This is a genomic window from Rahnella contaminans, from assembly GCF_011065485.1.
Classification (GTDB): domain Bacteria; phylum Pseudomonadota; class Gammaproteobacteria; order Enterobacterales; family Enterobacteriaceae; genus Rahnella; species Rahnella contaminans.
The window spans coordinates 652,517-679,189 of sequence record NZ_JAADJS010000002.1; the positions used below are offsets into that span (position 1 = coordinate 652,517).

Sequence of the window (26,673 nt, forward strand, 5' to 3'; positions counted from 1 at the left end):
TTTTCTACGCAGGAAGATTAATAACCTATTGCTGCACCTGCCGGCCGGCGCACATCATTCGCGCCGTACAGATAGCCTTCGCGCACTTTACCCGATACTGCAGAGTCGTTACCTGAAGTGGCCGGTGTCACGCCAGCAGCACCCGGCAATCCCACCATAATCAGCTCTGCTGCGCCCCACGGTGTTTGTTCAACCATTTTATAGCCCATCTTTTGCAGGATGTTCAGGCTGTCCTGAGAAACGCCACGCTGCTCGTAATAGACTTCATCCGGCAACCATTGATGGTGAATACGCGGCGCATTCACGGCTTCCTGCGGTGGCATTCCGTGATCGATTACATTCAGTGCCGTCTGCAGGGTAATGGTGATGATGCGTGAACCGCCCGGTGAACCCAGAACCATGAAGGTTTTACCGTCCTTCGTCACCAGGCTCGGGCTCATTGACGATAGTGGGCGCTTACCGGGGGCGATTGAATTTTTCGGCCCCTGCACCAGACCGAACAGATTTTTCTCACCAATTTTGGTGGTGAAATCATCCATTTCGTCGTTAAGGAAGAAACCGGTGCCCGGTGCAATGACCACAGAACCAAACAGACCATTGATAGTGTAAGTGGTGGAGACCGCATTACCCATTTTATCGACGATGGAATAATGGGTGGTTTCCGGTTTCTCGTGGGGTTCCATACCGGGCTGAACCTGTGTAGAAGGCGTGGCTTTATCCGCTTCTATTTTCTTACGGATTTCCTCCGCGTAACTTTTGCTGACCAGACGATCGATCGGGTTTTTTACAAATTCCGGATCGCCGAGATAGGTATTGCGGTCTATGTAGGCATGGCGCATGGCTTCGGTGAGGACGTGAATTGAAGCCGCCGAGTTGAAGCCCATACTTTTCAGGTCATAACCTTCGACGATGTTGAGAATTTCACACATCGTCACACCGCCGGAACTCGGAGGAGGGGCGGACACAAATTTATAGCCGCGATAGCTGCAAGTGATCGGCGCGTCTTCAGTGACTTTATAGTTTGCGAAATCCGCCGCTGTCAGGATGCCGCCCCCTTTTTTTGATGCCGCTTCGACAGCTGCCGGGATTTTGCCTTTATAGAAAGCATCCGGCCCGTTTTTTGATATAGATTCCAGCGTATTGGCTAAATCGGTTTGCACCAGTGTATCGCCGGGCTGGAATGCGCTGCCGTCTTTATGCAGGAAGATACGCGCCGCTTCAGGATCTTCTTTGAAGCGGTCGACCTTGGTATCGAGAATATCGGTATCGCCACGGGTGAGCACAAAACCTTCGCGCGCCAGTTTAATCGCCGGCGCCATGACCTGCTGGCGGGTCAGTTTGCCGTATTCCTTCTGCACCGTATCTAATCCTAAAACCGTACCCGGTACACCGGCGGCAAGATAGCCGTAGAGGCTGGCGCCTTTTTTTACGTTACCGTCGGCGTCGAGATACATATTGGCGCTGGCGGCAGCCGGTGCCGTTTCGCGAAAGTTAATAAAGGTGTCTTTACCATTGGCAAGATGCACCGTCATGAAGCCACCGCCGCCTATATTGCCACAACACGGGTTGACGACGGCCTGCGCATAACCGACTGCTACGGCGGCATCAATGGCATTACCGCCCATTTTGAGAATATCGACGCCAACCTGCGACGCCAGATGTTGCGAGGTGACAACCATGCCATTTTTGGCTTCTACCGCAGGACCGGATGCGGCGTACAACGGGAAGCTGGTCAGTAAAGCCAGCGCGATGAGTGATTTCCGTAACATAGGGGCTCCTGTTTATTACCCTGTCTTATGAGTCATAACCTTCAGGTTATTGTGTGATAACGCTTTTTTGTTTTTTAATCCGGCAGTATTTCGACAAATAACTATGCAAACTGCACGCCATAATGACGCGACCGGGACGTTTTCAGCGTAGACGCAAAACAGGAATAACGGGGAGCAGGAAGAGGAAATTGTGATCGTGCCGGACGGCAGCCAAAAAAAACGGCCAGCTAAGCTGACCGTTGATAACCGTTAAATCCGTGAAGGGATTACAGGTTTGAAGCGTTTTCAGACAGGTATTTAGCCACGCCATCCGGAGATGCGCCCATGCCTTTTTTGCCTTTTTCCCACTGAGCCGGGCACACTTCGCCGTGCTCTTCGTGGAATTGCAGTGCGTCAACCATACGCAGCATTTCGTCGATGTTACGACCCAGTGGCAGATCGTTCACTACCTGGTGACGAACAACGCCTTCTTTGTCAATCAGGAAAGAGCCGCGCAGTGCAACGCCAGCGTCCGGATGTTCGATACCGTAGGCTTTCTGAATTTCGCGTTTGATATCAGCAACCATTGCGTATTTAACAGGACCGATACCGCCTTTCTCAACCGGCGTGTTACGCCATGCGTTGTGAACGAACTCGGAGTCGAAGGAAACACCAACAACTTCTACGCCACGATTCTGGAATTCTTCGTAACGGTGATCGAAAGCGATCAGCTCAGAAGGACACACAAAAGTGAAGTCCATTGGCCAGAAGAAGATAACAGTTGGTTTGCCTGCTGTGTGTTTTTTGAAGTTGAAGTTTTCAACTACTTCGCCGCTACCAAGTACTGCTGCTGCGGTAAAGTCAGGGGCTGGGCGAGTTACCAGAACCATAAATTACTCCTTTAAGACCCTTGAGGGTGTCGTAGGTGAGTGGAAAGGGTGAACAAAACGACTGCCAGTATAGGGGCAACCCTCAGGTGAATAAACCCCTTCAGACCAATCAATCAGATAGCACTCGGCTATCAGTCTTTGACGTAAGTCTCAATCTTCTTTAACAACAATCCGCTGTTTTGCAGGGGATCGTGCCGTCACTCACAACTTTATGGAGTTATTCAGAGTTCGCGGTCTTTCGCCTGCTGCATCATGACCGGATAAAATTGCCAGAAGAGTTGCTCAAGTGCGTCGTAATTGAGCTCTATATCGTGGAAAGAGCCGCTCAGTGCGCTGAGTTTTGGGCGGCGGTTCGCCATGCCCTGCAAGACTTCGCCGATGAACGGCAGAACGGCATAACGCTCCAGCCAGCGCTGTGGCCAGATAAAGTTATTCAGGTTCTGAAAACGTTCCGGCATGCCCGGAAGCTGCGGCTCGATTTCCTGCTGACAGGCGGCGATAAAATCTTCCAGCGGCTGTTGCGGATGCAGGGAATTCCAGTGGCGCGACAGGAAGTGATCCCACACCACGTCGAGCGTAATCGGCGAGACGCGGCGGAAATCATCCCGAAAATAGCTGCGGGCAATTTTCACTTCGGGCAGGGAATCCGTCATGACATCGACGCGACGATGCATGCGGATCCCACTGACAATTTCCGGGCTGTATTGCCCGTCAGGATTGCCCCGAACAAAATCCGCCAGCAGATTGCCCAGCAGGGAACTGTCGGCCAGAGAGGCCAGATGGAGGTGCGCTAAAAAATTCATCGGGCGAGTATAACGCAGGAAAGTTGATCCCTGACAGGGCAGCGGGTGCCTTTCTTCGTTCATAAGCTTGCAGGGGATGCCCCGTCCCACTAGACTAAGCCGCCTGTTTTTGTCGTTAAAGTGAAGTGAAAAGCCATGCGTGTTGCCGATTTTTCTTTTGAACTCCCGGAATCCCTGATTGCCCGCTATCCGCAGACCCAGCGCAGCGGCTGTCGTTTGTTGTCTCTTGACGGGCCGAGCGGTGAGTTAACGCACGGCGTGTTCACCGATATTCTCGATAAAATCCTGCCCGGCGATCTGCTGGTCTTCAATAATACCCGCGTGATCCCGGCCCGCGTTTTTGGCCGTAAAGTCAGCGGTGGTAAAATTGAAGTGCTGGTTGAGCGCGTTCTCGATTCGCACCGCGTTCTGGCGCACGTTCGCGCGTCGAAATCGCCAAAGCCGGGCGCTGAACTGCTGCTGGGTGATAACGAAGATATTAAAGCCACGATGGTGGCGCGTCACGACACCCTGTTTGAGCTGCAATTTAATGAAGACCGCGATGTCTTTACGCTGCTCAATGAAATCGGCCATATGCCGTTGCCGCCTTATATTGATCGTCCGGATGAAGATGCTGACCGCGAGCTGTATCAGACGGTTTACAGCGAACGCCCGGGCGCCGTTGCCGCACCGACCGCCGGTCTGCACTTTGACCAGCCGCTGCTGGATGCGCTGAAAGAAAAAGGCGTTGAGCTGGCGTTTGTCACGCTGCACGTCGGCGCGGGGACTTTCCAGCCGGTGCGCGTTGACACCATTGAAGACCACATCATGCACGCTGAGTACGCCGAAGTGCCTCAGGAAGTAGTCGATGCGGTTCTGGCGTGTAAAGCGCGCGGCAATAAAGTGGTGGCGGTGGGCACTACGTCAGTTCGTTCTCTGGAAAGCGCGGCGAAAGCCAGTGAAAGCGCGCTGATCGCGCCATTCTTCGGCGATACTAAAATCTTCATTTATCCGGGATACCATTATCAGGTGATTGATTGCCTGATTACCAATTTCCATCTGCCTGAATCCACGCTGATCATGCTGGTGTCGGCGTTTGCCGGATACAAAAATACCATGAATGCCTACCACCAGGCGGTGGCAGAGCAGTACCGTTTCTTCAGTTATGGCGATGCGATGTTCATCAACCGTAACCCACTGGCGCCGCAGGAAGTGGTGGGTCAGTAAACCTGAATCAGCAGTTAACGGCCTGGACGCACTCGGTGTATTCAGGCTTTCTTTTCCGGGCGTCATGCCACGGACTTAACCTCATCAGACTGTTTCTCTGATGCTGGAGGCAATGTGAAATACGAATTAAGCACTACCGATGGCCGTGCGCGTCGCGGACGTCTGGTCTTTGAACGTGGCGTGGTTGAAACTCCGGCATTTATGCCTGTGGGCACTTACGGCACCGTAAAAGGCATGACTCCGGAAGAAGTCAAAGAAACCGGCGCACAGATTTTACTGGGCAACACGTTCCACCTGTGGCTGCGTCCGGGGCAGGAGATCATGAAACTGCACGGCGATCTGCATGATTTCATGAACTGGCATGGCCCGATCCTCACCGACTCCGGCGGCTTCCAGGTTTTCAGCCTGGGCGCGATGCGTAAGATTAAAGAAGAAGGTGTGCATTTCCGCAATCCGATCAACGGTGATCCGGTGTTCCTGAGCCCGGAAAAATCCATGGAGATCCAAAACGATCTCGGTTCTGACATTGTGATGATCTTCGATGAATGTACGCCATATCCTGCTGACTGGGATTACGCAAAACGTTCGATGGAAATGTCTTTACGCTGGGCAAAACGTAGCCGCGATCGCTTCAACGAGTTGAATAATAAGAATGCTTTGTTCGGGATTATTCAGGGAAGCGTTTACGAAGATTTACGAGATGTATCATTAAAAGGGCTGGTAGATATCGGCTTTGATGGTTACGCTGTGGGCGGTTTGGCAGTAGGCGAGCCGAAAGAAGACATGCACCGTATCCTTGAGCACGTTTGCCCGCAAATCCCGGAAGACAAACCACGTTATCTGATGGGCGTGGGTAAACCGGAAGATTTGGTGGAAGGCGTACGTCGCGGTATCGATATGTTTGACTGCGTCATGCCAACGCGTAATGCGCGTAACGGCCACCTGTTTGTCACCGACGGTATCGTAAAAATCCGTAACGCCAAGCATAAAGATGACACCTCGACGCTCGACGAACATTGTGATTGTTACACATGTCGCAATTATAGCCGCGCCTACTTGCATCATCTCGACCGTTGCAACGAAATTCTCGGTGCGCGGTTGAATACCATCCATAACCTGCGCTATTACCAGCGTCTGATGGCCGGTTTACGCCAGGCTATCGAAGAAGGTAAATTAGAGCAGTTTGTGACAGACTTCTACGAGCGCAAAGGCAAGCCAGTTCCGCCTTTAAACTTCTGATTTCTTTGCCGTGTCGGCATCTCCACAAGGTGGTGCCGATTTTATCATTTGTTGAACCGGCATTATGGGGTATTGTGCGAGACGTTTCATCGCCAGACTCCGGCTTGGATCACTGTTATTTTCTAAAACAATTTTGCTTCACAACAACAATGAGGGAATTTAAATGAGTCTTTTCATTTCCGATGCTGTCGCAGCGACTGGCGCACCATCACAGGGAAGTCCTTACTCTCTGGTTATTATGCTGGTGGTATTTGGTCTGATTTTCTATTTCATGATCCTGCGCCCGCAGCAAAAGCGTTCTAAAGAACACAAAAAACTGATGGATTCCATCGGTAAAGGTGACGAAGTCATGACCACGGGTGGTTTGATCGGTCGCGTAACGAAAGTAGCCGAAACTGGCTATGTGGTTATCGCACTGAACGACACTAACGAAGTGATGATCAAGCGTGACTTCGTGGCAGCAGTTCTGCCAAAAGGCACGATGAAGTCTATCTAATTTTCGATTTTCCCGAAGGGAACTGCCGTGTTAAACCGTTATCCTGCGTGGAAGTATCTGATGCTGGTCGTTGTGATCATCGTCGGGCTGCTTTATGCACTTCCCAACCTTTATGGTGAGGATCCGGCTGTTCAAATCACTGGTGCTCGGGGTTCCGACGCCAGTGCAGTAACGCTGGACCAAGTCCGTAACGCTTTAGATCAAAATAACATTCAGAGCAAATCTATTGCTCTGGAGAATGGCGCTATTCTTGCCCGTTTTAAAGATACGGATGTTCAGCTTCGCGCTCGTGAAGTGCTGAACGGCGTTCTGGGCGACAAATTTGTGATTGCACTTAACCTGGCTCCGGCAACGCCGCGCTGGTTGAGCATGCTGGGTGCTGAGCCGATGAAGCTGGGCCTCGACTTGCGTGGTGGTGTTCACTTCCTGATGGAAGTGGATATGGATACCGCGTTAAGCAAGCTGCAAGAACAAACGATGGACAACATGCGCAGCGATTTGCGCGACAAGAATATCCCTTATGCCACGGTGCGTAAGCTCGACAACTATGGCGTTGAGGTGCGTTTCCGTGATGCTGCGACCCGCGATGCGGCCGTCAGCTATCTGACCCCACGTCACCGCGATTTAGTCATCACCAACAGCGGCGATACTGCTGTTAATGTGGTGATGACGGATGCCCGTCTGAATGAGGCGCGCGAGTATGCGGTTCAGCAAAACATCACTATCCTGCGTAACCGTGTAAACCAATTGGGTGTGGCCGAGCCGCTGGTACAGCGTCAGGGCGCAGACCGTATTGTGGTTGAGTTGCCAGGTATTCAGGATACTGCCCGCGCTAAAGAAATCTTAGGCGCAACGGCAACGCTGGAATTCCGTCTGGTTAACACCAATGTGGACGCCTCTGCAGCGGCAACAGGCCGTGTTCCGGGTGACAGCGAAGTGAAAAATACCCGTGATGGTCGCCCGGTTGTCCTGTACAAACGTGTGATTCTGACCGGTGACCATATCACTGACTCCACATCCAGCATGGATGAATACAATCAGCCACAGGTTAACATTTCTCTCGACAGCGCTGGCGGTAACGCCATGTCTAACTTCACCAAGGATAACATTGGCAAACCGATGGCAACCTTGTTCGTGGAGTACAAAGACAGCGGTAAGAAAGATGCCAATGGCCGTTCGATTCTGGCGAAACAGGAAGAAGTGATTAACGTCGCGACGATTCAGTCACGTCTGGGTAACAGCTTCCGTATTACCGGCGTGAACGATCCGAATGAAGCCCGCCAGCTTTCTCTGTTGCTGCGCGCCGGTGCGTTGATTGCGCCAATTCAGATCGTTGAAGAACGTACCATCGGCCCGACCCTGGGTATGGAAAATATCAAGCAAGGTCTGGAAGCCTGTCTGGCAGGACTTGTGGTTTCAATTATCTTCATGCTGTTCTTCTATAAGAAGTTTGGCCTGATTGCGACCACTGCGCTGATTGCTAACCTGGTACTTATTGTGGGGATCATGTCCCTGATACCGGGTGCAACACTGACCATGCCGGGGATTGCGGGTATCGTATTAACCCTTGCCGTAGCGGTTGATGCCAACGTACTGATTAACGAACGTATTAAGGAAGAGCTTAGTAACGGACGTTCAGTACAGCAGGCTATCGAAGAAGGTTACAAAGGCGCGTTCAGCTCCATCTTTGATGCCAACGTTACGACGCTCATCAAGGTTATCATCCTGTATGCCGTCGGCACCGGGGCAATTAAAGGCTTTGCGATTACAACCGGTATTGGTGTAGCGACGTCAATGTTTACCGCAATCATCGGTACCCGTGCCATCGTAAACCTGTTGTACGGCGGCAAGCGCATCAAAAAGCTGTCTATCTGAGGAGTGCGTTGTGGCACAGGAATATACTGTTGAACAATTAAACCATGGTCGTAAAGTCTATGACTTTATGCGATGGGATTACTGGGCTTTCGGTATCTCTGGTTTCCTGTTGATCCTTTCTATCGCCATTATCGGTGTGAAAGGTTTCAATTGGGGTCTGGATTTCACCGGCGGTACGGTCATTGAAATCTCGCTGGAAAAACCTGCGGATTTGGACGTGATGCGCGCAGCGCTTGAGAAATCAGGCTTTGCCGATCCGCTGGTACAGAACTTTGGTAGCAGCCGTGACATCATGGTACGCATGCCACCGACTCAGGGTGAAACCGGCGGCCAGGTTCTGGGTACCAAAGTTCTTAGCGTGATTAACGAAACGACCAGCCAGAATGCTCAGGTGAAACGTATCGAGTTCGTCGGGCCGAGCGTAGGGGCCGATCTGGCGCAGAATGGTGCTATGGCGCTGTTAGTGGCGCTGATCGCTATCCTGATTTACGTCGGTTTCCGCTTCGAGTGGCGTCTTGCCGCAGGTGTTGTTATCGCGCTTGCTCACGACGTTGTGATCACCATGGGTGTACTCTCGTTGTTCCATATCGAAGTTGACTTGACCATCGTCGCTTCACTGATGTCGGTTATTGGTTACTCACTTAACGACAGCATCGTGGTATCGGACCGTATTCGTGAGAACTTCCGCAAGATCCGTCGCGGGACACCTTACGAAATCTTTAACGTGTCGCTGACCCAGACGCTGCACCGTACATTAATCACATCCGGTACCACGTTAGTCGTGATCCTGATGTTGTATCTGTTTGGCGGTGCATTGCTCAGTGGTTTCTCACTGACCATGTTGATTGGTGTTTCAATCGGTACGGCTTCATCAATCTACGTTGCGTCCGCGCTGGCTCTGAAACTGGGCATGAAGCGTGAACATATGTTGCAGCAGAAAGTGGAAAAAGAAGGTGCAGATCAGCCTTCGATTCTGCCGTAATCTGCCGGTAGCGTAGAAAGTAAAAACCCCGCAATGCGGGGTTTTTTTATGTCTGATTCCTAAAACTGAAAGCCCAATTTTTACTTCGCCGGAACCGGTTCTGCGGCCTGAGCGGGTTTCTGCGTGGCGACAATATTATGCAGATGAACAAAGCCCAGCGTTTCAACGGTCACCTGATCGAATTTCACCTCTATCGTTTTCACCGGACCTGGTAATAAATCCGGTTCAACCGTGATGGTCTGCGTTTGCATATCTACAGTCAGCGGCTTGCCGGTCACTGGATCCAACTGGCCCCAGTTCAGTGTGGCGGTAAATGCAGGCAGCGGCTGGCCGGCATTATTTTTAATTTCTAATACGGCCTGAACACCGCTGGCATCCGGGGCAACGCGGGTCAGTGCAAGGCTCAGTTCGCCAATTTCACTCTTCACCAGTGCAGCGCTTTTCGCCGCAGGAAGCAAATAGACGCCGTTAGTGGACTGGCGGTTCAGCGTAGTTTGCTGTTCCAGCGCTGTCGCCAGATCGGTCAGGCGGGAGAGTTTTTGGTTCAGTTGGCCTACTTCGGCTTTCAGTTCCGGTAACTTGGGATCTTGCTGTGCGCAGCCCGCAAGGCTGAACAATGCGGCAAAGGCCAGTAAGAGGCGGGGAGGTTTTGTCATATCAGAGACTTCCTTTCATCTGCCCGTTGAAACATTCGTTCCGGGCACCAATATAAGATGAGTAAGTTTAACCTGATGTCTATGAAAGTAGCGACAGCCTTTGTTGTCGGCACACTTCGGGGTAAACTGGTGTCCAATTATGCTCGCTGTCAGGAAGTGCTATGCATTGCCCATTTTGTGCCGCTGTTGATACTAAAGTCATCGATTCCCGCCTGGTAGGTGATGGATCTCAGGTCCGCCGACGCCGCCAGTGTCTGGACTGCCATGAACGCTTCACGACTTTTGAAGTGGCGGAACTGGTGATGCCGCGCGTCATTAAAAGCAATGAAGTTCGCGAACCTTTCAACGAAGACAAGCTTCGCAGCGGCTTTCTGAAAGCGCTGGAAAAAAGACCGGTCAGCTCCGACGACGTCGAAACGGCCATCAGCCACATTAAATCGCAGTTACGGGCTACCGGTGAACGTGAAATTCCTGCCAAAATGATTGGTAATCTGGTGATGGATGCCCTGAAAGGGCTGGATAAAGTCGCCTACATCCGCTTCGCATCGGTTTATCGCAGCTTTGAAGATATCCGTGAATTTGGCGAAGAGATTGCCCGTCTTCAGGACTAAGGAACGTTAATGCTCCCCGAACAGCCTGCCGGAACATCGTCTGACGAATTACACCGTGATGAACGTTTTATGGCGCGTGCTTTTGAGCTGGCGCGTCGCGGACGTTTCACCACCACACCCAATCCGAACGTCGGCTGCGTGATCGTCCTTAATGGCGAAATCGTCGGTGAAGGCTATCATTTGCGTGCCGGTGAACCGCATGCGGAAGTTCATGCATTACGCATGGCCGGTGAGAAAGCCCGGGGCGCGACCGCGTATGTCACGCTCGAGCCGTGCAGCCATCACGGGCGTACGCCGCCTTGTGCCGATGCCCTGCTGGCTGCCGGTGTGACCCGCGTAGTCGCCGCGATGCAGGATCCCAATCCGGAAGTTGCCGGGCGCGGTTTGTATCGCCTCAAACAGAACGGCATTGACGTCAGCCACGGGCTGATGCATTCCCAGGCGGAAGCCGTGAATCTCGGTTTCCTCAAACGTATGCGTACCGGTTTTCCTTACGTGCAGCTCAAAATGGGCGCGTCGGTGGATGGCAGAACCGCGATGGCCTCCGGAGAAAGTCAGTGGATAACTTCCCCGGCAGCCCGTGCGGATGTTCAGCGTTTTCGTGCTGAAAGCTCGGCGATTCTGAGCACCAGCGCCACCGTCCTGGCTGATAATCCTTCGCTGAATGTGCGCTGGAGCGAACTGGGCAGCGAGGTGCAGGCAATTTATCCTGAAGGAAATTTGCGTCAGCCGCTGCGCATTATTCTCGACAGTCAGAACCGCGTAACGCCACAGCATCAGCTGGTGAATATCCCCGGCGACGTGTTGCTGGCGCGTCTGGACACTGATACGCAAATCTGGCCTGAATCCGTCGAACAATGGCGTGTGGCCGGACGCGATAATCGTATAGATCTGGTTCTGCTGATGATGCAACTGGCAAAACGCCAGATAAACTCCATCTGGGTGGAAGCGGGCGCACAGCTGGCAGGCGCCTTATTACAAGCCGGTCTGGTTGATGAATTAATCGTTTATATGGCACCTAAGTTATTGGGTAATAATGGACGCGCACTCTGTGAGCTGCCTGGTTTGCAGCATCTGGCAGATGCGCCGGAGTTTGCTTTCAGCGATATCCGCCAGATAGGCCCTGACTTACGTTTGCGCCTGAAACCAGTGTACTAAACAACACGTACTGAGAATTTTACGCCTCTCTGTCTGAATGGGTTTGAAAAGCGCATGTCCAGACAGGGTAATTTTATGATAGAATCCGCCCCCCTGCGGCGGGGGTTAGAAACTCCTGAACCCACTTTAAGGAAAACTATGAACGTTATCGAAGGTGCTGTAGCCACGCCGAACGCGCGCGTAGCGATCGCGATTGCTCGTTTTAATAATTTCATCAACGACAGCCTGCTGTCAGGTGCTGTTGATGCGTTGAAACGTATCGGTCAGGTCAGCGATGACAACATCACCGTAGTCTGGGTCCCTGGCGCATACGAATTGCCTCTGGCAACCCGTGCACTGGCTGAAAGCGGTAAGTACGACGCCGTTGTTGCGCTCGGAACTGTGATCCGCGGGGGCACTGCCCATTTTGAATTCGTAGCGGGCGAATGCAGCTCTGGCCTGTCCAGCGTTGCAATGAACAGCGAAATCCCGGTTGCCTTTGGTGTGTTGACGACAGAAAGCATCGAACAAGCCATCGAACGCGCAGGGACAAAAGCCGGTAACAAAGGTGCAGAAGCTGCACTGACCGCGCTTGAAATGATTAATGTTATCAAGGCTATTAAGGCCTGAATCTAGTTAAGGGGAAATCCGTGAAACCTGCTGCTCGTCGCCGCGCCCGTGAATGTGCCGTCCAGGCGCTTTACTCCTGGCAGTTGTCGAAAAATGACATCGCCGATGTTGAATTAGAATTCCTGACCGAGCAGGATGTCAAAGACGTAGACATTGCCTATTTCCGCGAACTGCTGTCTGGTGTGGCAAACAGTGCAGAGAAACTCGATGCATTGATGGCGCCATACCTGTCCCGCCAGTTGGACGAATTGGGCCAGGTGGAAAGAGCGATTTTGCGTCTGGCTCTGTTTGAGCTGAGCAAACGCCAGGACGTCCCTTACAAAGTGGCGATCAACGAAGCTATCGAACTGGCTAAAACCTTCGGTGCTGAAGACAGCCATAAGTTTGTCAATGGTGTGCTGGATAAAGCGGGCCCGCACATTCGTAAAAAATGATCGTCAGCCAGGGTCAGTGGCATTCATAAATGGCGACAGTCATTTTCGGTGCAATACTGAGTCTGTTGATAATCTGGTGATGTCACCTCGATTATCCTCTGTGTGACACCCCTTTTTAAGGCCGGGCTTCCGGCCTTAAGTCATTCTAACGATTTGGAATTGTACTATGGCATGCGGCGAATTTGATGTAATCACTCGCTACTTCAACAGGTTCAGAACCGCCCGACAGGATGTTCAGTTAGGCATTGGTGATGATTGTGCCTTGCTGACAGTGGGCGAGAAGCAACTTTTAGCAGTCAGTACCGATACTCTGGTCGAAGGCATCCATTTTCTCAAAACGATTTCACCGGCTGATCTTGGCTACAAAGCGCTGGCCGTTAACCTCAGCGATCTGGCTGCTATGGGCGCCGATCCTGCCTGGGTTTCTCTGGCGCTGACGCTTCCTGAAGTGAACCCTGACTGGTTGCAGGCATTCAGTGACAGCCTCTTCGACCAGCTCAATTATTACGGTATGCAGCTGATTGGCGGTGATACCACCCGCGGTCCGCTGAGCATGACCCTGACTATTCAGGGGTTAGTGCCCGCTGGTCGCGCATTAACACGCGGTGGCGCTGGTGTTGGAGACTGGATTTTCGTCACCGGCACGCTGGGCGACAGCGCGGCGGGTCTGGCAATCCTTCTCCAGGAGCTGAATGTCAGTGATATTCCAACCCGCGATTTCCTGCTGAAACGCCATCTGCGTCCGTCACCCCGCGTTTTGCAGGGGCAGGGATTGCGCGATTTAGCGACCTCAGCGATCGACCTGTCCGACGGGCTGATTTCTGATCTTAAACATATACTGAATGCCAGCGAATGCGGCGCGCGTCTGGATCTCGATGCGATCCCGTTCTCCGATGCCATGAAGTCGGTTGCTGACCATGAACAGGCGCTGAAATGGGCGCTTACGGGCGGCGAAGATTACGAGCTGTGCTTTACCGTACCGGAAATCAACCGTGGCGCGCTGGATGTTGCGCTCAGCCATCTGGGCGTTGATTTTACCTGTGTCGGGCAAATTGCTCCGCATTCCGAAGGCCTCAAATTTATGCGTTCCGGGGCTGCCGTTGAACTTGAATGGCAGGGGTTCGATCATTTTGCCGGTAGGGAGTTGTTGTGAATATAAGCCGTAAAAAACGCCCGGCAGGGTACAAAGGAAAAACCGGTGATCCGGTGCAGGACATGGCGGCCGCGAAAAAGCGTCTGAACCTGCGTAATCCGTGGCACTTACTGGCAACCGGTTTTGGCAGCGGATTATTCCCTGTCGGACCGGGCACCGCAGGCTCCATCGCCGCGATCCCATTCTGGATTGTCATGACATATCTGCCGTGGCAGGTGTATTCCATGATCGTCATGTTCAGTATCTGTATCGGCGTATATTTGTGTCGCCAGACTGCGCGTGACATGCGGGTTCATGACCACGGCAGTATCGTGTGGGATGAGTTTGTTGGCATGTGGATCACGCTGATGGCGATCCCGGTAAACGACTGGCGCTGGGTGCTGATCGGATTTATCGTTTTCCGCGTGCTGGATATCTGGAAACCGTGGCCGATCCGCTGGTTTGATCGCAACGTTCAGGGCGGGATGGGGATCATGATCGATGATGTGGTCGCCGGTGTTCTGGCTGCCGCAATTATCTATCTGGTGGGACATCACTGGCCGTTGTTCTGAACTGATTTGCTGTGACGTGATGTCAAAGGCGCTGCCGGTTTCGCGCAGCGCCTTTTTACCTTTCAACCACGTATCAGCCGCTGTGATTATTTAAAACCAGTGGCCACGTGCGGTACATACGCCATTTCCAGCTCTGCAATTTCTTCTGCTGACAACGTAATGTCTAGCGCGCCAATAGCATCTATCAGATGCGCAGGGCGGGATGCACCGATAATCGGTGCGGTCACGACGCGCTTACTCAGGATCCACGCCAGCGCGATCTGCGCACGCGCCACCCCGTGATCTTCAGCGATTTTACCCACGCGTTCAGCAATTTTACCGTCGGCCTCATCGGTGGCGTCATATAGCGTTTTGGCAAAATTATCGGAAACAGAACGTGCCGTGGTTTCTCCCCACGGACGGGTCAGTTTGCCGCGTGCCAGCGGACTCCATGGCAGCACCGCAATATTCCTTTCCAGGCACAGCGGATACATTTCATTTTCTTCTTCACGCTGGATAAGATTGTATTGATCCTGCATCGACACAAAGCTCGCCCAGCCGTTTTGTGCCGAGACATCCAGCGCCTGTTTAAACTGATGGGCGTGCATGGAAGATGCGCCGATAAAACGTGCCTTACCGGCTTTGACGACATCATTCAGCGCTTCCAGCGTTTCTTCAATGGGCGTTTCGTAATCCCAGCGGTGGATTTGCAGCAGATCGACATACTCCATGCCAAGGCGGCGCAGGCTGTCATCAATGGATTGCATAATCGAAGCGCGTGACAGCCCCGGCTTCAGGCCGGTGACGGCGTTGTAAACCTTGGTCGCCACGACAATCTCATCACGCTTTGCAAAGTCCTTCAGCGCGCGGCCGACGATTTCTTCGCTGCTGCCGTCGGAATAGCTGTTGGCGGTATCAAAGAAATTTATTCCCGCCTCAAGCGCCTGTTTAATGATCGGGCGGCTGCTTTCTTCGGGCAGTGTCCATGCGTGGGTTCCGCGATCCGGTTCACCGAACGTCATACAGCCAAGGCACAGGCGTGAGACGTTCAGGCCGGTTTTTCCGAGAATAGTGTATTGCATGACATCTCCTGGTCAGGATGAATTGAAATCAGAAAGTCGTGAAAATGATTAGCACGCTATAACTGTAGCTTACTGAACGCCAGGATTGGGTGACGGGGGAAAAAGTTAGAAAGGAAAATCCCCTCTTTCAGGCTGAAAGAGGGGAAAAGGCTAGGCCAGCCAGTCGGTGATCTGACGGTCGATGCCTTCAGCGTCCAGCCCCAGATCGTGACGGATTTCGTCCTGTGTGCCTTGCGGAACAAAGTTGTCCGCCAGGCCGATATTGAGCACCGGCACCAGAATGCGTTTGGACATCAGCAACTCATTCACGCCGCTGCCCGCACCACCCATAATGGCGTTTTCTTCCAGCGTCACCAGCACTTCATGGCTGGCCGCCAGTTCCTGAATCAGAGCCTCATCCAGCGGTTTCACAAAACGCATATCCACGACGGTGGCATTACGTTTTTCAGCCGCTGCCAGCGCGTCCGGCAGTAAAGTACCGAAGTTCAGGATGGCAACTTTCTCGCCTTCACGACGCACAACGCCTTTGCCAATTGGCAGCGACGCCAGCGGTTCACAGGTTGCGCCCGTGCCGTTGCCGCGCGGATAACGCACGGCAACCGGGCCGCTGTTATGGTGATAACCGGTATGCAGCATCTGGCGACATTCGTTTTCATCGCTTGGCGTCATGATGGTCATGTTCGGAATGCAGCGCAGGAAAGACAGGTCGAAAGCGCCCTGATGCGTCTGACCATCTGCCCCGACGATGCCGCCACGGTCAATGGCGAACAGCACTGGCAGATTTTGGATGGCCACATCGTGGATCACCTGATCGTACGCGCGTTGCAGGAACGTCGAGTAAATCGCGACAATCGGCTTGTAGCCGCCAATAGCCAGACCGGCGGCAAAAGTCACGGCGTGCTGTTCAGCAATTGCAACGTCGAAATACTGCTGCGGATATTCACGCGAGAAGCGCACCATGCCGGAGCCTTCACGCATCGCAGGCGTAACCGCCATCAGTTTGCTGTCTTTGGCTGCGGTCTCGCACAACCAGTCGCCGAAAATTTTCGAATAAGTAGGCAGACCTTCTTTGCTTTTTGGCAGCGTGCCGGAAGCCGGATCAAATTTCGGCACTGCGTGGAAACTGATTGGATCCTTTTCCGCTGGTGCGTAACCTTTGCCTTTTTTAGTCATGATGTGCAGCAATTGCGGGCCTTTCAGCTCGCGCATGTTTTTCAGCGTTTGCGCCAGCGCAACGACATCGTGCCCGTCAACCGGCCCGATATAGTTAAAGCCCAGCTCTTCAAACAAGGTACCCGGCACCATCATGCCTTTCAGATGTTCTTCGGTACGGCGCACCAGTTCTCTAATCGGTGGCAGACCGGACAACACTTTTTTACCGCCTTCACGCAGGTGCGAGTAGAGTTTTCCGGACAGCAACTGCGCCAGATGATTGTTCAGCGCACCGACGTTTTCGGAAATCGACATCTCGTTATCATTGAGGATGACCAGCATGTCGGGTTTGATATCGCCCGCATGGTTCATCGCCTCGAAAGCCATCCCGGCGGTGATGGCGCCATCGCCAATCACGCAAACGGTGCGCCGGCCTTTGCCTTCACGCTCGGCGGCAACGGCCATGCCGAGACCCGCACTGATGGATGTCGAGGAGTGGCCCACGGACAACGTGTCATATTCGCTTTCGCCGCGCCAGGGGAACGGATGCAGCCCGCCTTTCTGGCGGATGGTGGAAATGCGTTCGCGACGGCCGGTCAGAATCTTGTGCGGATAGGCCTGATGGCCGACATCCCAGACAACGTGGTCGAATGGCGTGTTGTAGACATAGTGCATCGCAACGGTCAGTTCTACCGTTCCCAGACCGGACGCAAAGTGTCCGCTGGACTGGCTGACGCTGGCCAATAAATATTGACGCAGTTCGTCACAGAGCTTGGGCAGACTCTCTTTAGGGAGTGAGCGGAGATCTTCGGGATTCTCCGCCAGCGCCAGTGTCGGGTATTTGGCTAATTCAAGACTCATCAGTTGCTCATAGTAAGTTTAATTATCGCGTTCAATGATAAAGCTGGCTAACGCGAGAAGTGGCGCTGTGTTGTAAGAAAGTGCAGCCAGCTGATCCAGTGCGGAAACGGCTTCCTGATACAGATCCATCGCTTTGGCTTTTGCGCCGTCCAGCCCCAGCAGGGCAGGGTAGGTACTCTTCCCGAGTTGCTGATCCGCACCCTGACGTTTGCCGAGCGTAGCGGTGTCGCCAATCACATCCAGAATATCGTCCTGAACCTGAAACGCTAAGCCGATAGCTTGTGCGTAGTTATCCAGTATAGGCAAAACGGCACGTCCGGTTTCACCGGCAGCCAGCGCACCCATGCGCACGGCGGCGCGGATCAACGCACCGGTTTTATGGCGGTGGATTTTTTCTAACGCTTCAAGACCCACCTGCTGGCCTTCTGCGGCTAAATCCAGTGCCTGACCGCCACACATGCCGCTGGCTCCGCTGGCGCTGGCCAGTTCGGAAATCATCGACAGGCGATCTTTCACGGCCACGTCCGGCATATCACCATCGGCGAGAATCGAAAATGCCAGTGTCTGTAGTGCGTCACCGGCAAGAACAGCATTGGCTTCGCCAAATTTAATGTGGCAGGTCGGCTGGCCACGGCGCAAATCGTCGTCGTCCATCGCAGGTAAATCATCGTGGATCAGCGAATACGCGTGAATACATTCCACGGCGGCGGCTGGCGCATCCAGATTCTTCAAATCCAGGTTGAACAGTTGTCCGCTGGCATACACCAGATACGGGCGCAGACGTTTTCCGCCCAGCAGCGAACCGTAACGCATCGCGTCCACCAGCGGTAAATCCGCCAGAGGTTGTGCGCTAACGTAGGCCGTCAGAACGCCATCGACACGCTTTTGCATGGCACGAAGTTCGCCAGTAAAGCTGTCAGAAGAAGATAAGGAGATCGCTTCAGACATGACCAGTTACTCTGCTTCCGGGGTGAACGGAGTCAGCGGAGCCTCGTTGTCGCTGTCGAGCAGGATCTGAACACGCTGTTCTGCCTGTTGCAGCTTTTGCTGCCCCTGACGTGCCAGCTGGACGCCTTGTTCAAATTCGTTCAGCGCATCTTCCAGAGGCAGCTCGCCAGACTCAAGGCGGGAAACGATCTGTTCCAGTTCGGCCAGGGCCGTTTCAAAATTGGCAGGTGGTGCAGATTTTTTTGGCATAATTCTCTTTTGATATCGTTGATCAGAATTGATGATCAGAGGTCTGAGCCGCAGAGCCGGTTTTCAGCCTCGAGAGACATTCCTGTTCAGCATGACATCTGCTGTCGGGTTTTGTGCACAGAGTACGCATTTTAAGTGATATACTCTGCGCCGCAGATATTATTGCTAAGCCCAATGTGGCACATAACATACATCTGGCTTAGCAATAATAGGATCCTAGATCCTTATTCAGCGACTTACTACCCCGTTTTTTCACCCGCTAACAAAAGACTGCCATGAAGTTTATCATTAAATTGTTCCCTGAAATCACCATCAAGAGCCAATCTGTGCGTTTGCGCTTCATTAAGATCCTCTCAAGCAGCATCCGCAACGTTGTGCGGCCGCATGATGAGACGCTGGCAGTAGTCCGCCATTGGGATCATATCGAAGTTCGCAGCAAAGACGAAAGCAAACACGATCTGATTCAGGAATTACTCTGCCGTATTCCGGGTATCCGTTATGTTGAAGAAGTGGAAGACCGTCCTTACACGGATCTTCACCATATTTTCGAACAAACGCTGGAAGCCTATCGTGCTGAAGTAGAAGGAAAAACGTTCTGCGTACGCGTTAAGCGTCGCGGTAAACATGATTTTTCTTCAACCGAAGCGGAACGCTACATCGGCGGCGGCCTGAATCAGCACGTCGAATCTGCGAAGGTCAGCCTGAAAGATCCGCAAGTGACGGTGAAACTCGAAATCAACGACGATCAGCTGGTGTTGGTAAAAAGCCGGCTCGAAGGTCAGGGTGGTTACCCGATTGGCACGCAGGAAGATGTGCTTTCGCTGATTTCCGGCGGTTTCGATTCCGGCGTGTCCAGTTATATGCTGATGCGTCGCGGCTGTCGTGTGCATTATTGCTTCTTCAATCTGGGCGGCGCGGCGCATGAAATCGGCGTGAAACAGGTAGCACATTATCTGTGGAACCGTTTTGGCAGCTCACACCGCGTGCGTTTCATCTCTGTCGATTTCGAACCGGTGGTGGGTGAAATCCTCGAAAAAGTCGAAGACGGTCAGATGGGCGTTGTCCTGAAACGTATGATGATTCGTGCCGCCTCTTCCATTGCTGAGCGCTACGGCGTTCAGGCGCTGGTCACTGGTGAAGCGCTCGGTCAGGTGTCCAGCCAGACACTGACCAACTTACGCCTGATCGACAACGTGTCTGACACGCTTATCCTGCGTCCGCTGATTTCCCACGATAAAGAACACATCATCAAGATTGCCCGTGAAATCGGCACGGAAGATTTTGCGAAAACTATGCCTGAATATTGTGGCGTGATTTCCAAAAGCCCGACCGTGAAAGCCGTGAAAGCGAAAATCGAAGCCGAAGAAGCGATGTTCGATTTCAGCGTGCTGGATAAAGTTGTCAGCGAAGCGCGAAATGTCGATATCCGCGAAATTGCAGCGCAAGCCGCAGAAGTCGTGCCGGAAATTGAAACGGTCGCTGAATTTACGTCAACCGATATCGTGCTGGATGTCCGTGCGCCGGATGAAGCCGACGCGCAGCCGCTGACACTGGAAAACGTTGAGGTTAAACCTCTGGCGTTCTACAAACTTGCGACTCAGTTTGGCGATCTCGACCAGACCAAAACCTATCTGTTGTATTGTGACCGTGGCGTAATGAGCCGTTTGCAGGCGCTGTATCTGAAAGAACAGGGCTTTGATAATGTAAAAGTCTATCGCCCATAGTCATTAAGCGTTAGTCAAAATAAAGGGGTTCAGCCATGCTGAGCCCCTTTTGCTTTGCGGCATCCGGATTAGGATTCGCGTGCGCCTTCGTCGGTGTAGTTATAAATACCTGGCGCCAGAACCAGTTGTGCGGCAATTTCTGCGGCTTTGGTTTTGCCCAGAAGCAGGTCGATAATTTTAAGTGCGAACTCCATGGACGTTCCCGGCCCCTGGCTGGTGAGCAGGTTTACGCGCGGATCGAAAATCACCCGGCGATCGGACCATTTGTTCGGATCGATTTTGTCTTTCAGGCCCGGAAAACCGGTCATGTTACCGACAGGGAATAAATCGTGATATTCCAGCACCAGCGCGGGTGCGGCGCAGATCGCCGCCACGATTTTACCGCTGACGTGCATCTGACGGACTTTCTCCACCAACAGCGGGCTTTCACTGAAACAGGTCGCGCCGCCAAGGCCGCCGGGCAGAACAACGACGTCGTGGTCGTCATCGGCGACATCCACCAGCGCGGCGTCTGCCAGAATACGCACACCGCGTGAACAGCGGATTTCAAGATTGCCATCCCCCGCAACGCTGGCTGTGGTGACGTGGATACCGGCGCGAACCAGCAAATCAATCACGGTGACGGCTTCAATTTCCTCGCTACCAGGTGCCAGGCAGACCAGTACCGATGCGCTCATAGTCGTTTTCCTTTCTTTTAATTTGTTCAAATAATCGGGTATTAACCGGCAGGTTGAGTCCGTATTTGCGTCCGCGACGCAGCAGATAGCCAGTAATGTAATCAATCTCAGTGTGACGCTGGTTGCGGATATCCTGCAACATGGAAGAGTGATTGGCGGCGGTGGAATCAATCACCTGATAAATAAAGCTCAGCAGCGATTCACTGTGAATTTCCACGCCTTCAATCGCCATGACCTGCGCGACTTCCTGACAGATTTGTTCAATCTGGTCGGCATACGCCAGCAAATCCCCGTTGGTACATTCGTAGGTGGCGGTCAGAGGATTAATCACGCAGTTCACCGCCAGTTTATTCCACAGCGACGGCTTGATGTTGTCGTGCCACGCGACGTCCGGCAGCGCGTGATGCAGCACATCTGCCAGCGAACTCAGCGCCGCAGCGCGTGGCGAAACTGGCCCGATATGCGTGGCACCAGTGGCAACGTGGAGAATGGCATTGCCTTCGTGACGCGCCGCGTGCGTGGTTGCGCCCTGCAAAATCGCCAGCCGGTTTGGCGGCAATTCATCGACGGTTCCCATGCCGTTGTGCAGCAGTAATATCGCGCAATTATCGTTCAGCATCGGCATCAGCGCGCTGACGGCTCCGGAAACCTGCCAGGCTTTGAGGGTTACGAGCAGTAATTCGCTTTGCGCCAGATGCTCAGGATCGTTGGTGGGCAGGTTACGGTTAAAGGCGATGCCTTCGGGGGAAATCACGTTGACGGCACAAAATGGCTGCGGAATACGTATCCAGCCCTGAACGTCGTGGCCTTGCTGATAAAGTGCTGAAAGCCAAAGTTGCCCCAGCGCACCACAACCAAGAACTGTTATTTTCATTGTGCCTCCCCGGGAATGCGGCGAAAACCGCCGTTAAAGCCGGTTGTAGAAAGAATATTCTGCTGTCCGGTTATCTTATTAGTATAGACATTTGTGCTGTACATCACATTTCCACCTGTACTTTTTGACCATTGGAGCATTTTATGTTCGGTGGTTTGCTGTTGTTTGGCATCGACGGTTGAAGGCGGTATTATGCACGCCATATAACGTGCAATACAAAAACTACAGGGAGAAGCGATTATGCCGTCTTTTGACATTGTTTCCGAAATCGACATGCAGGAAGTGCGCAACGCCGTGGAAAATGCCAGCCGTGAACTGCAAACCCGCTGGGATTTCCGCAATATTCCGGCCAGCTTCGATCTCAACGAGAAAAACGAGAGTATCAAAGTGGCCAGTGAATCTGATTTTCAGGTTAATCAGCTGGTTGATATTCTGCGTGAGAAGTTAGCTAAACGCGGCATTGAAGGCGGGGCGCTGGAAATTCCTGAGCAGATGGATCACAGCGGTAAAACGTACAGCGTTGAAGCTAAACTGCATTCTGGGATTGAATCCGCGCTGGCGAAGAAAATCGTCAAGCTGATCAAAGACAGTAAAATCAAAGTGCAGGCGCAGGTACAGGGCGACGAAGTTCGCGTCACCGGCAAAGCGCGTGATGATTTGCAGGCCGTGATGGCGTTAATCCGTAACGGCGATTTAGGCCAGCCCTTCCAGTTTAAAAACTTCCGCGACTAATAGCCTTCGACCTTCGCGCTGCAGATGCGTTGACTGGCGGGAATATTAAAGGGACGCTGTGCGTCCCTTTTTTATGGTGGTCACTTCGTCTGGCGTAGCCTTTTCACCAGTTCGAAGTCTTTAAAGTAGATCGGTTTATCGTGCTGCATTGAAAGATTTCCGGCGATCCCGGTCAGGATCGACATCGCTCCGGCCCGATGATCGGCCGCGCGTTTTAACGGATCATCTTTGCGCTCGCCGAACAGGTCTTCCAGCATGGCATTATCGCCGCCGCCATGACCGCCTTCTCCCAGCTGGAATTGGGCTTTCCACGGTTGTGCAAATAACGGGTAAACCGTGATTTCTGCCTTTTCGATACTGCCTTCGTTCTCACGTTTACCACCGGCATTCACGTAAGACATTTCGACGATTTTCATTTCAATGCGGCCTTTGGTGCCGTTGAACACCACGTTCAGTCCTTCCCACGGCAGATACGCATTCAGCGAATAAGTCAGCTGCACTTTGTTGTGGTATTTCACCAGCACCGATAGCGTATCTTCAATATTAATGCCGTCGCTGAATACGCTCTGGTCGCGGAAATAGTTATCCTCATGCTCGGCATCCAGGTACAGCGCTTTGAGCTGCGCATTCTCTTCCATGTGCAGAGCAAACGGATCGTTCTGCGCCTGCGGATAGCCATGTGCACGCGGATAAAATTGAGTCACGCCGCGCTTCTCGGCATTCTCTTTTCCGTAAAAACGCAAATCACCCTGGGCATACACTTTTTCCGGTGTGCTGTTCAGCCAGAAGTTCATCAGGTCGAAGTGGTGGGTGGATTTATGCACCAGCAGGCCGCCGGAATTGCGTTTTTCACGGTGCCAGCGACGGAAATAATCTGCGCCGTGTTCGGTATTGAGCAGCCATTCAAAGTGCACAGAAAGCACTTCGCCGATGGTTTCCTGCTGGAGTAGTTCGCGGATTTTGCTGTGATGCGGGGCGTAGCGGTAATTGAACGCGACGCGAACCTGATAGCCCGTGGCATCGACAGCATCCAGAATGCGCAGCGCGCGCTGTTCATCAATGGTCATTGGCTTTTCAGTGATGACGTCACAACCGGCGTGCAGGGCGCGGACGATGTAGTCGTCGTGGGTGCGATCCATGCTGGTGACAATCACGATGTCCGGTTTAGTTTCGTCGAGCATTGCAGAGAAATCGGCAGCTTTCCATGTTGATACACGGGCGATGCCACTCTGCTCAAGCTGGCGGTTTGCATAATCCATTCGCGTCTGGTTTGTATCGCAGAAGGCCACAAATTTTGCGTTGTGGCGGTATTTGCCGGTGATCGCTTCAATGTACAAACCTGAGCGACCACCGGTGCCAACGAGAGCATATGTTTTCATGAGATCCTCAATAGGCCCGAAAGCCGTCATCACTGACAAAATTTTGTTAAGGAATTCTTGAGGATAATGATTACTGGGTTTTTTTAAGTGAGGAGAGTCACGCGGTGGGGATAAAATTGAAACGCTGTGCCAGTTTGCAGGCACAGCATTTATTAACGTCAGAGGGCGTCAGGCAGCGCTGACCAGTTGTTCGAGAGCCTGGCGGTTGGTCTGTTTGGTATCGACCTTCACGTAAGCACTGAATTCTTCCGGTACGACTACCGCTTCTGCCACGCCCGGCTGGGCCAGAATGCGCGCCTGAAGGGCGGAATCTTTTACCGCCAGTTCAGACAGCGTAATGCGCAGGCTGCTGACGTACGGCGGTTCGGTCATAGTAGAACTGACCAGCAACCAGACAATGGCGATCGCTGCGCAAACCAGGAACACTGCGCCAGCACCTGAGTTTCCGTATACGTAACCGCCTAAGCTGCCGCCGATCGCCACGCCGATAAACTGGCTGGTGGAATACAAGCCCATCGCGGTGCCTTTGTATCCTGCCGGAGATTCTTTGCTGATAAGCGAGGGCAGAATGGCTTCCATAACGTTAAACGCCAGGAAGAACAGCTGGATACCGGCAATCACGGCCCATAAATGCAGACCCGCCGACCACAGCACGATTTCCGCCAGCAACAGTACTGCGACACAGCCCATGAATACCTGTTTCATGTGGCGTTTTTTCTCGGCGTAGATAATGACCGGAATGACGGCAACGAAAGACGTAAGCATGGTGATCAGGTAAACGCGCCAGTGTTCGCTTGGCGGGAAACCTGCGTGTTCCATCACTTGCGGTAACACCACAAAACTCGACATCAGCAGGATATGCAGACACAAAATTCCGAAATTGAGTTTCAGCAATTTGGCGTTGCTCAGCACTTTACCGAAGCTGCCTTTCACCATGCTCGATTCACGATTAAGAATGTGCGTGGCAGGGGAGGGCACCACGGCAACGGTAATAATGATGCCGAGAATAGTCAGTACTGCGATGGCCCAGAACAGGGCGTGTAAGCCCCACGCGTGCGTGATAATCGGGCCGAGCACCATCGCAATTGCAAAGGTAATGCCGAAGCTGATGCCGATAAACGCCATTGCTTTGGTGCGGTTCTGTTCGCGGGTCAGGTCAGACAGCAGGGCCATGACGGCGGCAGCAATCGCGCCGGAGCCTTGCAGGGCACGACCAATGATCACGCCCGAGATAGATTCGGTTGAAGCAGCCACAATGCTGCCGATGCAGAAGATGACCAGACCAAAGACGATCAGGGGTTTGCGGCCCACGCGGTCAGAAAGCAGTCCAAACGGGATTTGGAAAACGGCCTGTGCCAGTCCGTAAATGCCTATGGCGATGCCGATCAGTGCTTCGCTGGCGCCGGAGAGTTTCATGCCATAAGTGGTCAGTACTGGCAGAACCATGAACATGCCAAGCATGCGCAAAGAAAATACTGTCCCTAGTCCCCATGTAGCCCGACTTTCCTGCGGGGTCATCTGGTTATCGTTCACATTACTACCTCAAAATAACAATCCGACATTTTAATGATTAAGCCGGCCTGGGTAAAACGATGGATCTTTAGCAGATATTACGGGATTTGCCTGATGCTCAAAGCAAAAGAAAAGGCCAGTATTGCTACTGGCCTTTCGCTATGATTTCAGAGCGTTACACTGAAATTGTGTGTTACCAAACGTAGGTCAGCAACGATGTTGGCGCAGAATTAAAATCCACGGACATCATGAAGCTCAGCGACATGATAGTGATGATGGAGAAACCAAACAGTTTTCTCGCCCACACCACGTCGTTTTCCGTTTTGTAACCCTTCAGTGCCATGCCCAGCCACCAGATACTGACAGCGGCGGCAACGACCAGGTATTTATACCCTGCGTAACCGCTCAGGGTCAGCATCAGCGTCGCAATCATAAACGCCAGAATGTAGACGATAATATGATGTTTGGCGACAGAGATGCCTTTCACCACTGGCAGTACCGGGATGCCTGCTGCCTGATAATCTTTGAAGCGGAAGATGGCAATCGCGTACGAATGCGGCATCTGCCACAGGCTGAAGATCAGAAGCAGGATCAGGGCACCGGTATCGAACTGGCCTGAAACGGCGCAGTAACCGATAACCGGTGGCGCTGCGCCAGACAAGCTGCCGATCAACGTGCCGTATACCGAGTTGCGTTTCATGTACAGGCTGTAAACGCCGACATAAACCACAAAGCCCATCACTGCCAGCCACATCGCCAGCGGATTTGCTCCGATATACAACAACGCAAAGCCCGCAATACCCAGAATGGTCGCGTAAACCAGGCTTGTTTTCGGCGGAATAAGCCCTTTCACCAGGACCCGGTTCTTCGTTCTTTCCATGATCCGGTCGATGTCGCGGTCGATAAAGTTGTTAAATACACAACCCGATGCGACAACCAGCGAAACACCCACCAAAGTGGCGAGAAAGAGTGGGAAGTCGATGCTGCCTTTGGCAGCAAGGAGGAATCCCCCGATGACAGAAATTAAGTTGCCGAAAATAATTCCTGGTTTCGTTACTTGCAGGTATTGCTTAATCATCACGTGCAGCTCGGC

At 52.8% G+C, this 26,673-nt stretch carries 26 protein-coding genes; 13 read left to right on the forward strand and 13 right to left on the reverse strand.

What is annotated here, in order from left to right; translation table 11 throughout:
- Positions 1–17 precede the first annotated feature (17 nt).
- From ggt to GW579_RS12135, 3 genes are all read right to left on the reverse strand, one after another.
- The gene (gene ggt, locus GW579_RS12125; protein WP_165059284.1) at positions 18–1,769 is read right to left on the reverse strand and encodes a gamma-glutamyltransferase; all 1,752 of its coding nucleotides are present in this window, start codon (positions 1,767–1,769) and stop codon (positions 18–20) included.
- Positions 1,770–2,035: 266 nt separating this feature from the next.
- A complete protein-coding gene (locus GW579_RS12130; RefSeq protein ID WP_013576674.1) occupies positions 2,036–2,638 on the reverse strand; it encodes a peroxiredoxin C in 603 nt (200 codons plus the stop codon).
- 221 nt (positions 2,639–2,859) lie between these two features.
- The gene (locus GW579_RS12135; RefSeq protein ID WP_152327853.1) at positions 2,860–3,441 is read right to left on the reverse strand and encodes an acyl carrier protein phosphodiesterase; all 582 of its coding nucleotides are present in this window, start codon (positions 3,439–3,441) and stop codon (positions 2,860–2,862) included.
- 135 nt (positions 3,442–3,576) lie between these two features.
- On the opposite strand from GW579_RS12135, the gene queA reads away from it, so the two are divergent.
- The 5 genes from queA to secF all read left to right on the forward strand — a co-directional run bounded on the left by queA (position 3,577) and on the right by secF (position 9,239).
- Positions 3,577–4,647: a tRNA preQ1(34) S-adenosylmethionine ribosyltransferase-isomerase QueA gene (gene queA / locus GW579_RS12140; protein WP_152327854.1), complete on the forward strand. Its 1,071-nt coding sequence runs from the start codon at positions 3,577–3,579 to the stop codon at positions 4,645–4,647.
- 114 nt (positions 4,648–4,761) lie between these two features.
- Complete coding sequence (gene tgt, locus GW579_RS12145) at positions 4,762–5,886, forward strand: tRNA guanosine(34) transglycosylase Tgt (RefSeq protein ID WP_152327855.1); 1,125 nt, start codon at positions 4,762–4,764, stop codon at positions 5,884–5,886.
- A gap of 163 nt (positions 5,887–6,049) precedes the next feature.
- The gene (gene yajC / locus GW579_RS12150) at positions 6,050–6,382 is read left to right on the forward strand and encodes a preprotein translocase subunit YajC (protein ID WP_013576670.1); all 333 of its coding nucleotides are present in this window, start codon (positions 6,050–6,052) and stop codon (positions 6,380–6,382) included.
- A gap of 27 nt (positions 6,383–6,409) precedes the next feature.
- Positions 6,410–8,257: a protein translocase subunit SecD gene (gene secD, locus GW579_RS12155; RefSeq protein WP_152327856.1), complete on the forward strand. Its 1,848-nt coding sequence runs from the start codon at positions 6,410–6,412 to the stop codon at positions 8,255–8,257.
- 10 nt (positions 8,258–8,267) lie between these two features.
- The gene (gene secF / locus GW579_RS12160) at positions 8,268–9,239 is read left to right on the forward strand and encodes a protein translocase subunit SecF (protein WP_165059286.1); all 972 of its coding nucleotides are present in this window, start codon (positions 8,268–8,270) and stop codon (positions 9,237–9,239) included.
- 80 nt (positions 9,240–9,319) lie between these two features.
- On the opposite strand, the gene GW579_RS12165 is transcribed toward secF, so the two are convergent.
- Positions 9,320–9,895: a SadB/YajI family lipoprotein gene (locus GW579_RS12165; RefSeq protein ID WP_165059288.1), complete on the reverse strand. Its 576-nt coding sequence runs from the start codon at positions 9,893–9,895 to the stop codon at positions 9,320–9,322.
- Positions 9,896–10,056: 161 nt separating this feature from the next.
- On the opposite strand from GW579_RS12165, the gene nrdR reads away from it, so the two are divergent.
- The 6 genes from nrdR to pgpA all read left to right on the forward strand — a co-directional run bounded on the left by nrdR (position 10,057) and on the right by pgpA (position 14,411).
- The gene (gene nrdR / locus GW579_RS12170; RefSeq protein ID WP_104923087.1) at positions 10,057–10,506 is read left to right on the forward strand and encodes a transcriptional regulator NrdR; all 450 of its coding nucleotides are present in this window, start codon (positions 10,057–10,059) and stop codon (positions 10,504–10,506) included.
- Positions 10,507–10,515: 9 nt separating this feature from the next.
- On the forward strand, positions 10,516–11,664 hold the full coding sequence (ribD, locus tag GW579_RS12175; RefSeq protein ID WP_152327859.1) for a bifunctional diaminohydroxyphosphoribosylaminopyrimidine deaminase/5-amino-6-(5-phosphoribosylamino)uracil reductase RibD: 1,149 nt from the start codon (positions 10,516–10,518) through the stop codon (positions 11,662–11,664).
- A gap of 138 nt (positions 11,665–11,802) precedes the next feature.
- Positions 11,803–12,273: a 6,7-dimethyl-8-ribityllumazine synthase gene (gene ribH, locus GW579_RS12180; RefSeq protein ID WP_101075472.1), complete on the forward strand. Its 471-nt coding sequence runs from the start codon at positions 11,803–11,805 to the stop codon at positions 12,271–12,273.
- Positions 12,274–12,293: 20 nt separating this feature from the next.
- Positions 12,294–12,707, forward strand: a complete 414-nt coding sequence (nusB, locus tag GW579_RS12185) for a transcription antitermination factor NusB (RefSeq protein WP_101075473.1) — start codon at positions 12,294–12,296, stop codon at positions 12,705–12,707.
- 166 nt (positions 12,708–12,873) lie between these two features.
- Positions 12,874–13,860 carry a thiamine-phosphate kinase gene (gene thiL, locus GW579_RS12190; RefSeq protein WP_165059290.1) on the forward strand — a complete coding sequence of 329 codons (987 nt, stop codon included), beginning with the start codon at positions 12,874–12,876 and terminating at the stop codon, positions 13,858–13,860.
- A 62-nt stretch (positions 13,861–13,922) separates the two neighbouring features.
- Positions 13,923–14,411: a phosphatidylglycerophosphatase A gene (pgpA, locus tag GW579_RS12195; RefSeq protein WP_101075798.1), complete on the forward strand. Its 489-nt coding sequence runs from the start codon at positions 13,923–13,925 to the stop codon at positions 14,409–14,411.
- Between the two features lie 86 nt (positions 14,412–14,497).
- On the opposite strand, the gene GW579_RS12200 is transcribed toward pgpA, so the two are convergent.
- The 4 genes from GW579_RS12200 to xseB form a co-directional block, all read right to left on the reverse strand.
- Positions 14,498–15,472, reverse strand: coding sequence for an aldo/keto reductase (locus GW579_RS12200; protein ID WP_165059292.1), 975 nt, complete (start codon positions 15,470–15,472; stop codon positions 14,498–14,500).
- Between the two features lie 150 nt (positions 15,473–15,622).
- Positions 15,623–17,485, reverse strand: coding sequence for a 1-deoxy-D-xylulose-5-phosphate synthase (gene dxs / locus GW579_RS12205; protein WP_165059293.1), 1,863 nt, complete (start codon positions 17,483–17,485; stop codon positions 15,623–15,625).
- Between the two features lie 18 nt (positions 17,486–17,503).
- Positions 17,504–18,433 carry a (2E,6E)-farnesyl diphosphate synthase gene (ispA, locus tag GW579_RS12210; protein WP_165059294.1) on the reverse strand — a complete coding sequence of 310 codons (930 nt, stop codon included), beginning with the start codon at positions 18,431–18,433 and terminating at the stop codon, positions 17,504–17,506.
- Between the two features lie 6 nt (positions 18,434–18,439).
- Positions 18,440–18,682, reverse strand: coding sequence for an exodeoxyribonuclease VII small subunit (gene xseB / locus GW579_RS12215; RefSeq protein ID WP_165059295.1), 243 nt, complete (start codon positions 18,680–18,682; stop codon positions 18,440–18,442).
- A 275-nt stretch (positions 18,683–18,957) separates the two neighbouring features.
- Here xseB and thiI point away from each other — a divergent pair, with 275 nt between their 5' ends.
- Entirely contained in the window at positions 18,958–20,406 is a 1,449-nt protein-coding gene (gene thiI / locus GW579_RS12220) for a tRNA uracil 4-sulfurtransferase ThiI (RefSeq protein ID WP_152327864.1), read from the forward strand.
- 68 nt (positions 20,407–20,474) lie between these two features.
- Here the strand turns inward: thiI and yajL are convergent, their stop codons facing one another.
- Entirely contained in the window at positions 20,475–21,083 is a 609-nt protein-coding gene (gene yajL / locus GW579_RS12225; RefSeq protein ID WP_165059296.1) for a protein deglycase YajL, read from the reverse strand.
- Positions 21,046–21,957: a 2-dehydropantoate 2-reductase gene (gene panE, locus GW579_RS12230; protein WP_152327866.1), complete on the reverse strand. Its 912-nt coding sequence runs from the start codon at positions 21,955–21,957 to the stop codon at positions 21,046–21,048. Before panE ends, yajL begins: the two co-directional genes overlap by 38 nt.
- A gap of 240 nt (positions 21,958–22,197) precedes the next feature.
- Between panE and GW579_RS12235 the strand changes: the two genes are divergently transcribed.
- Positions 22,198–22,689: a YajQ family cyclic di-GMP-binding protein gene (locus GW579_RS12235; RefSeq protein ID WP_132965051.1), complete on the forward strand. Its 492-nt coding sequence runs from the start codon at positions 22,198–22,200 to the stop codon at positions 22,687–22,689.
- 80 nt (positions 22,690–22,769) lie between these two features.
- Here the strand turns inward: GW579_RS12235 and GW579_RS12240 are convergent, their stop codons facing one another.
- From GW579_RS12240 to cyoE, 3 genes are all read right to left on the reverse strand, one after another.
- Positions 22,770–24,068, reverse strand: a complete 1,299-nt coding sequence (locus tag GW579_RS12240) for a Gfo/Idh/MocA family protein (RefSeq protein ID WP_165059297.1) — start codon at positions 24,066–24,068, stop codon at positions 22,770–22,772.
- 168 nt (positions 24,069–24,236) lie between these two features.
- Complete coding sequence (locus GW579_RS12245; RefSeq protein WP_165059298.1) at positions 24,237–25,601, reverse strand: MFS transporter; 1,365 nt, start codon at positions 25,599–25,601, stop codon at positions 24,237–24,239.
- A 172-nt stretch (positions 25,602–25,773) separates the two neighbouring features.
- Positions 25,774–26,658 carry a heme o synthase gene (cyoE, locus tag GW579_RS12250; protein ID WP_112287502.1) on the reverse strand — a complete coding sequence of 295 codons (885 nt, stop codon included), beginning with the start codon at positions 26,656–26,658 and terminating at the stop codon, positions 25,774–25,776.
- Positions 26,659–26,673 lie beyond the last annotated feature (15 nt).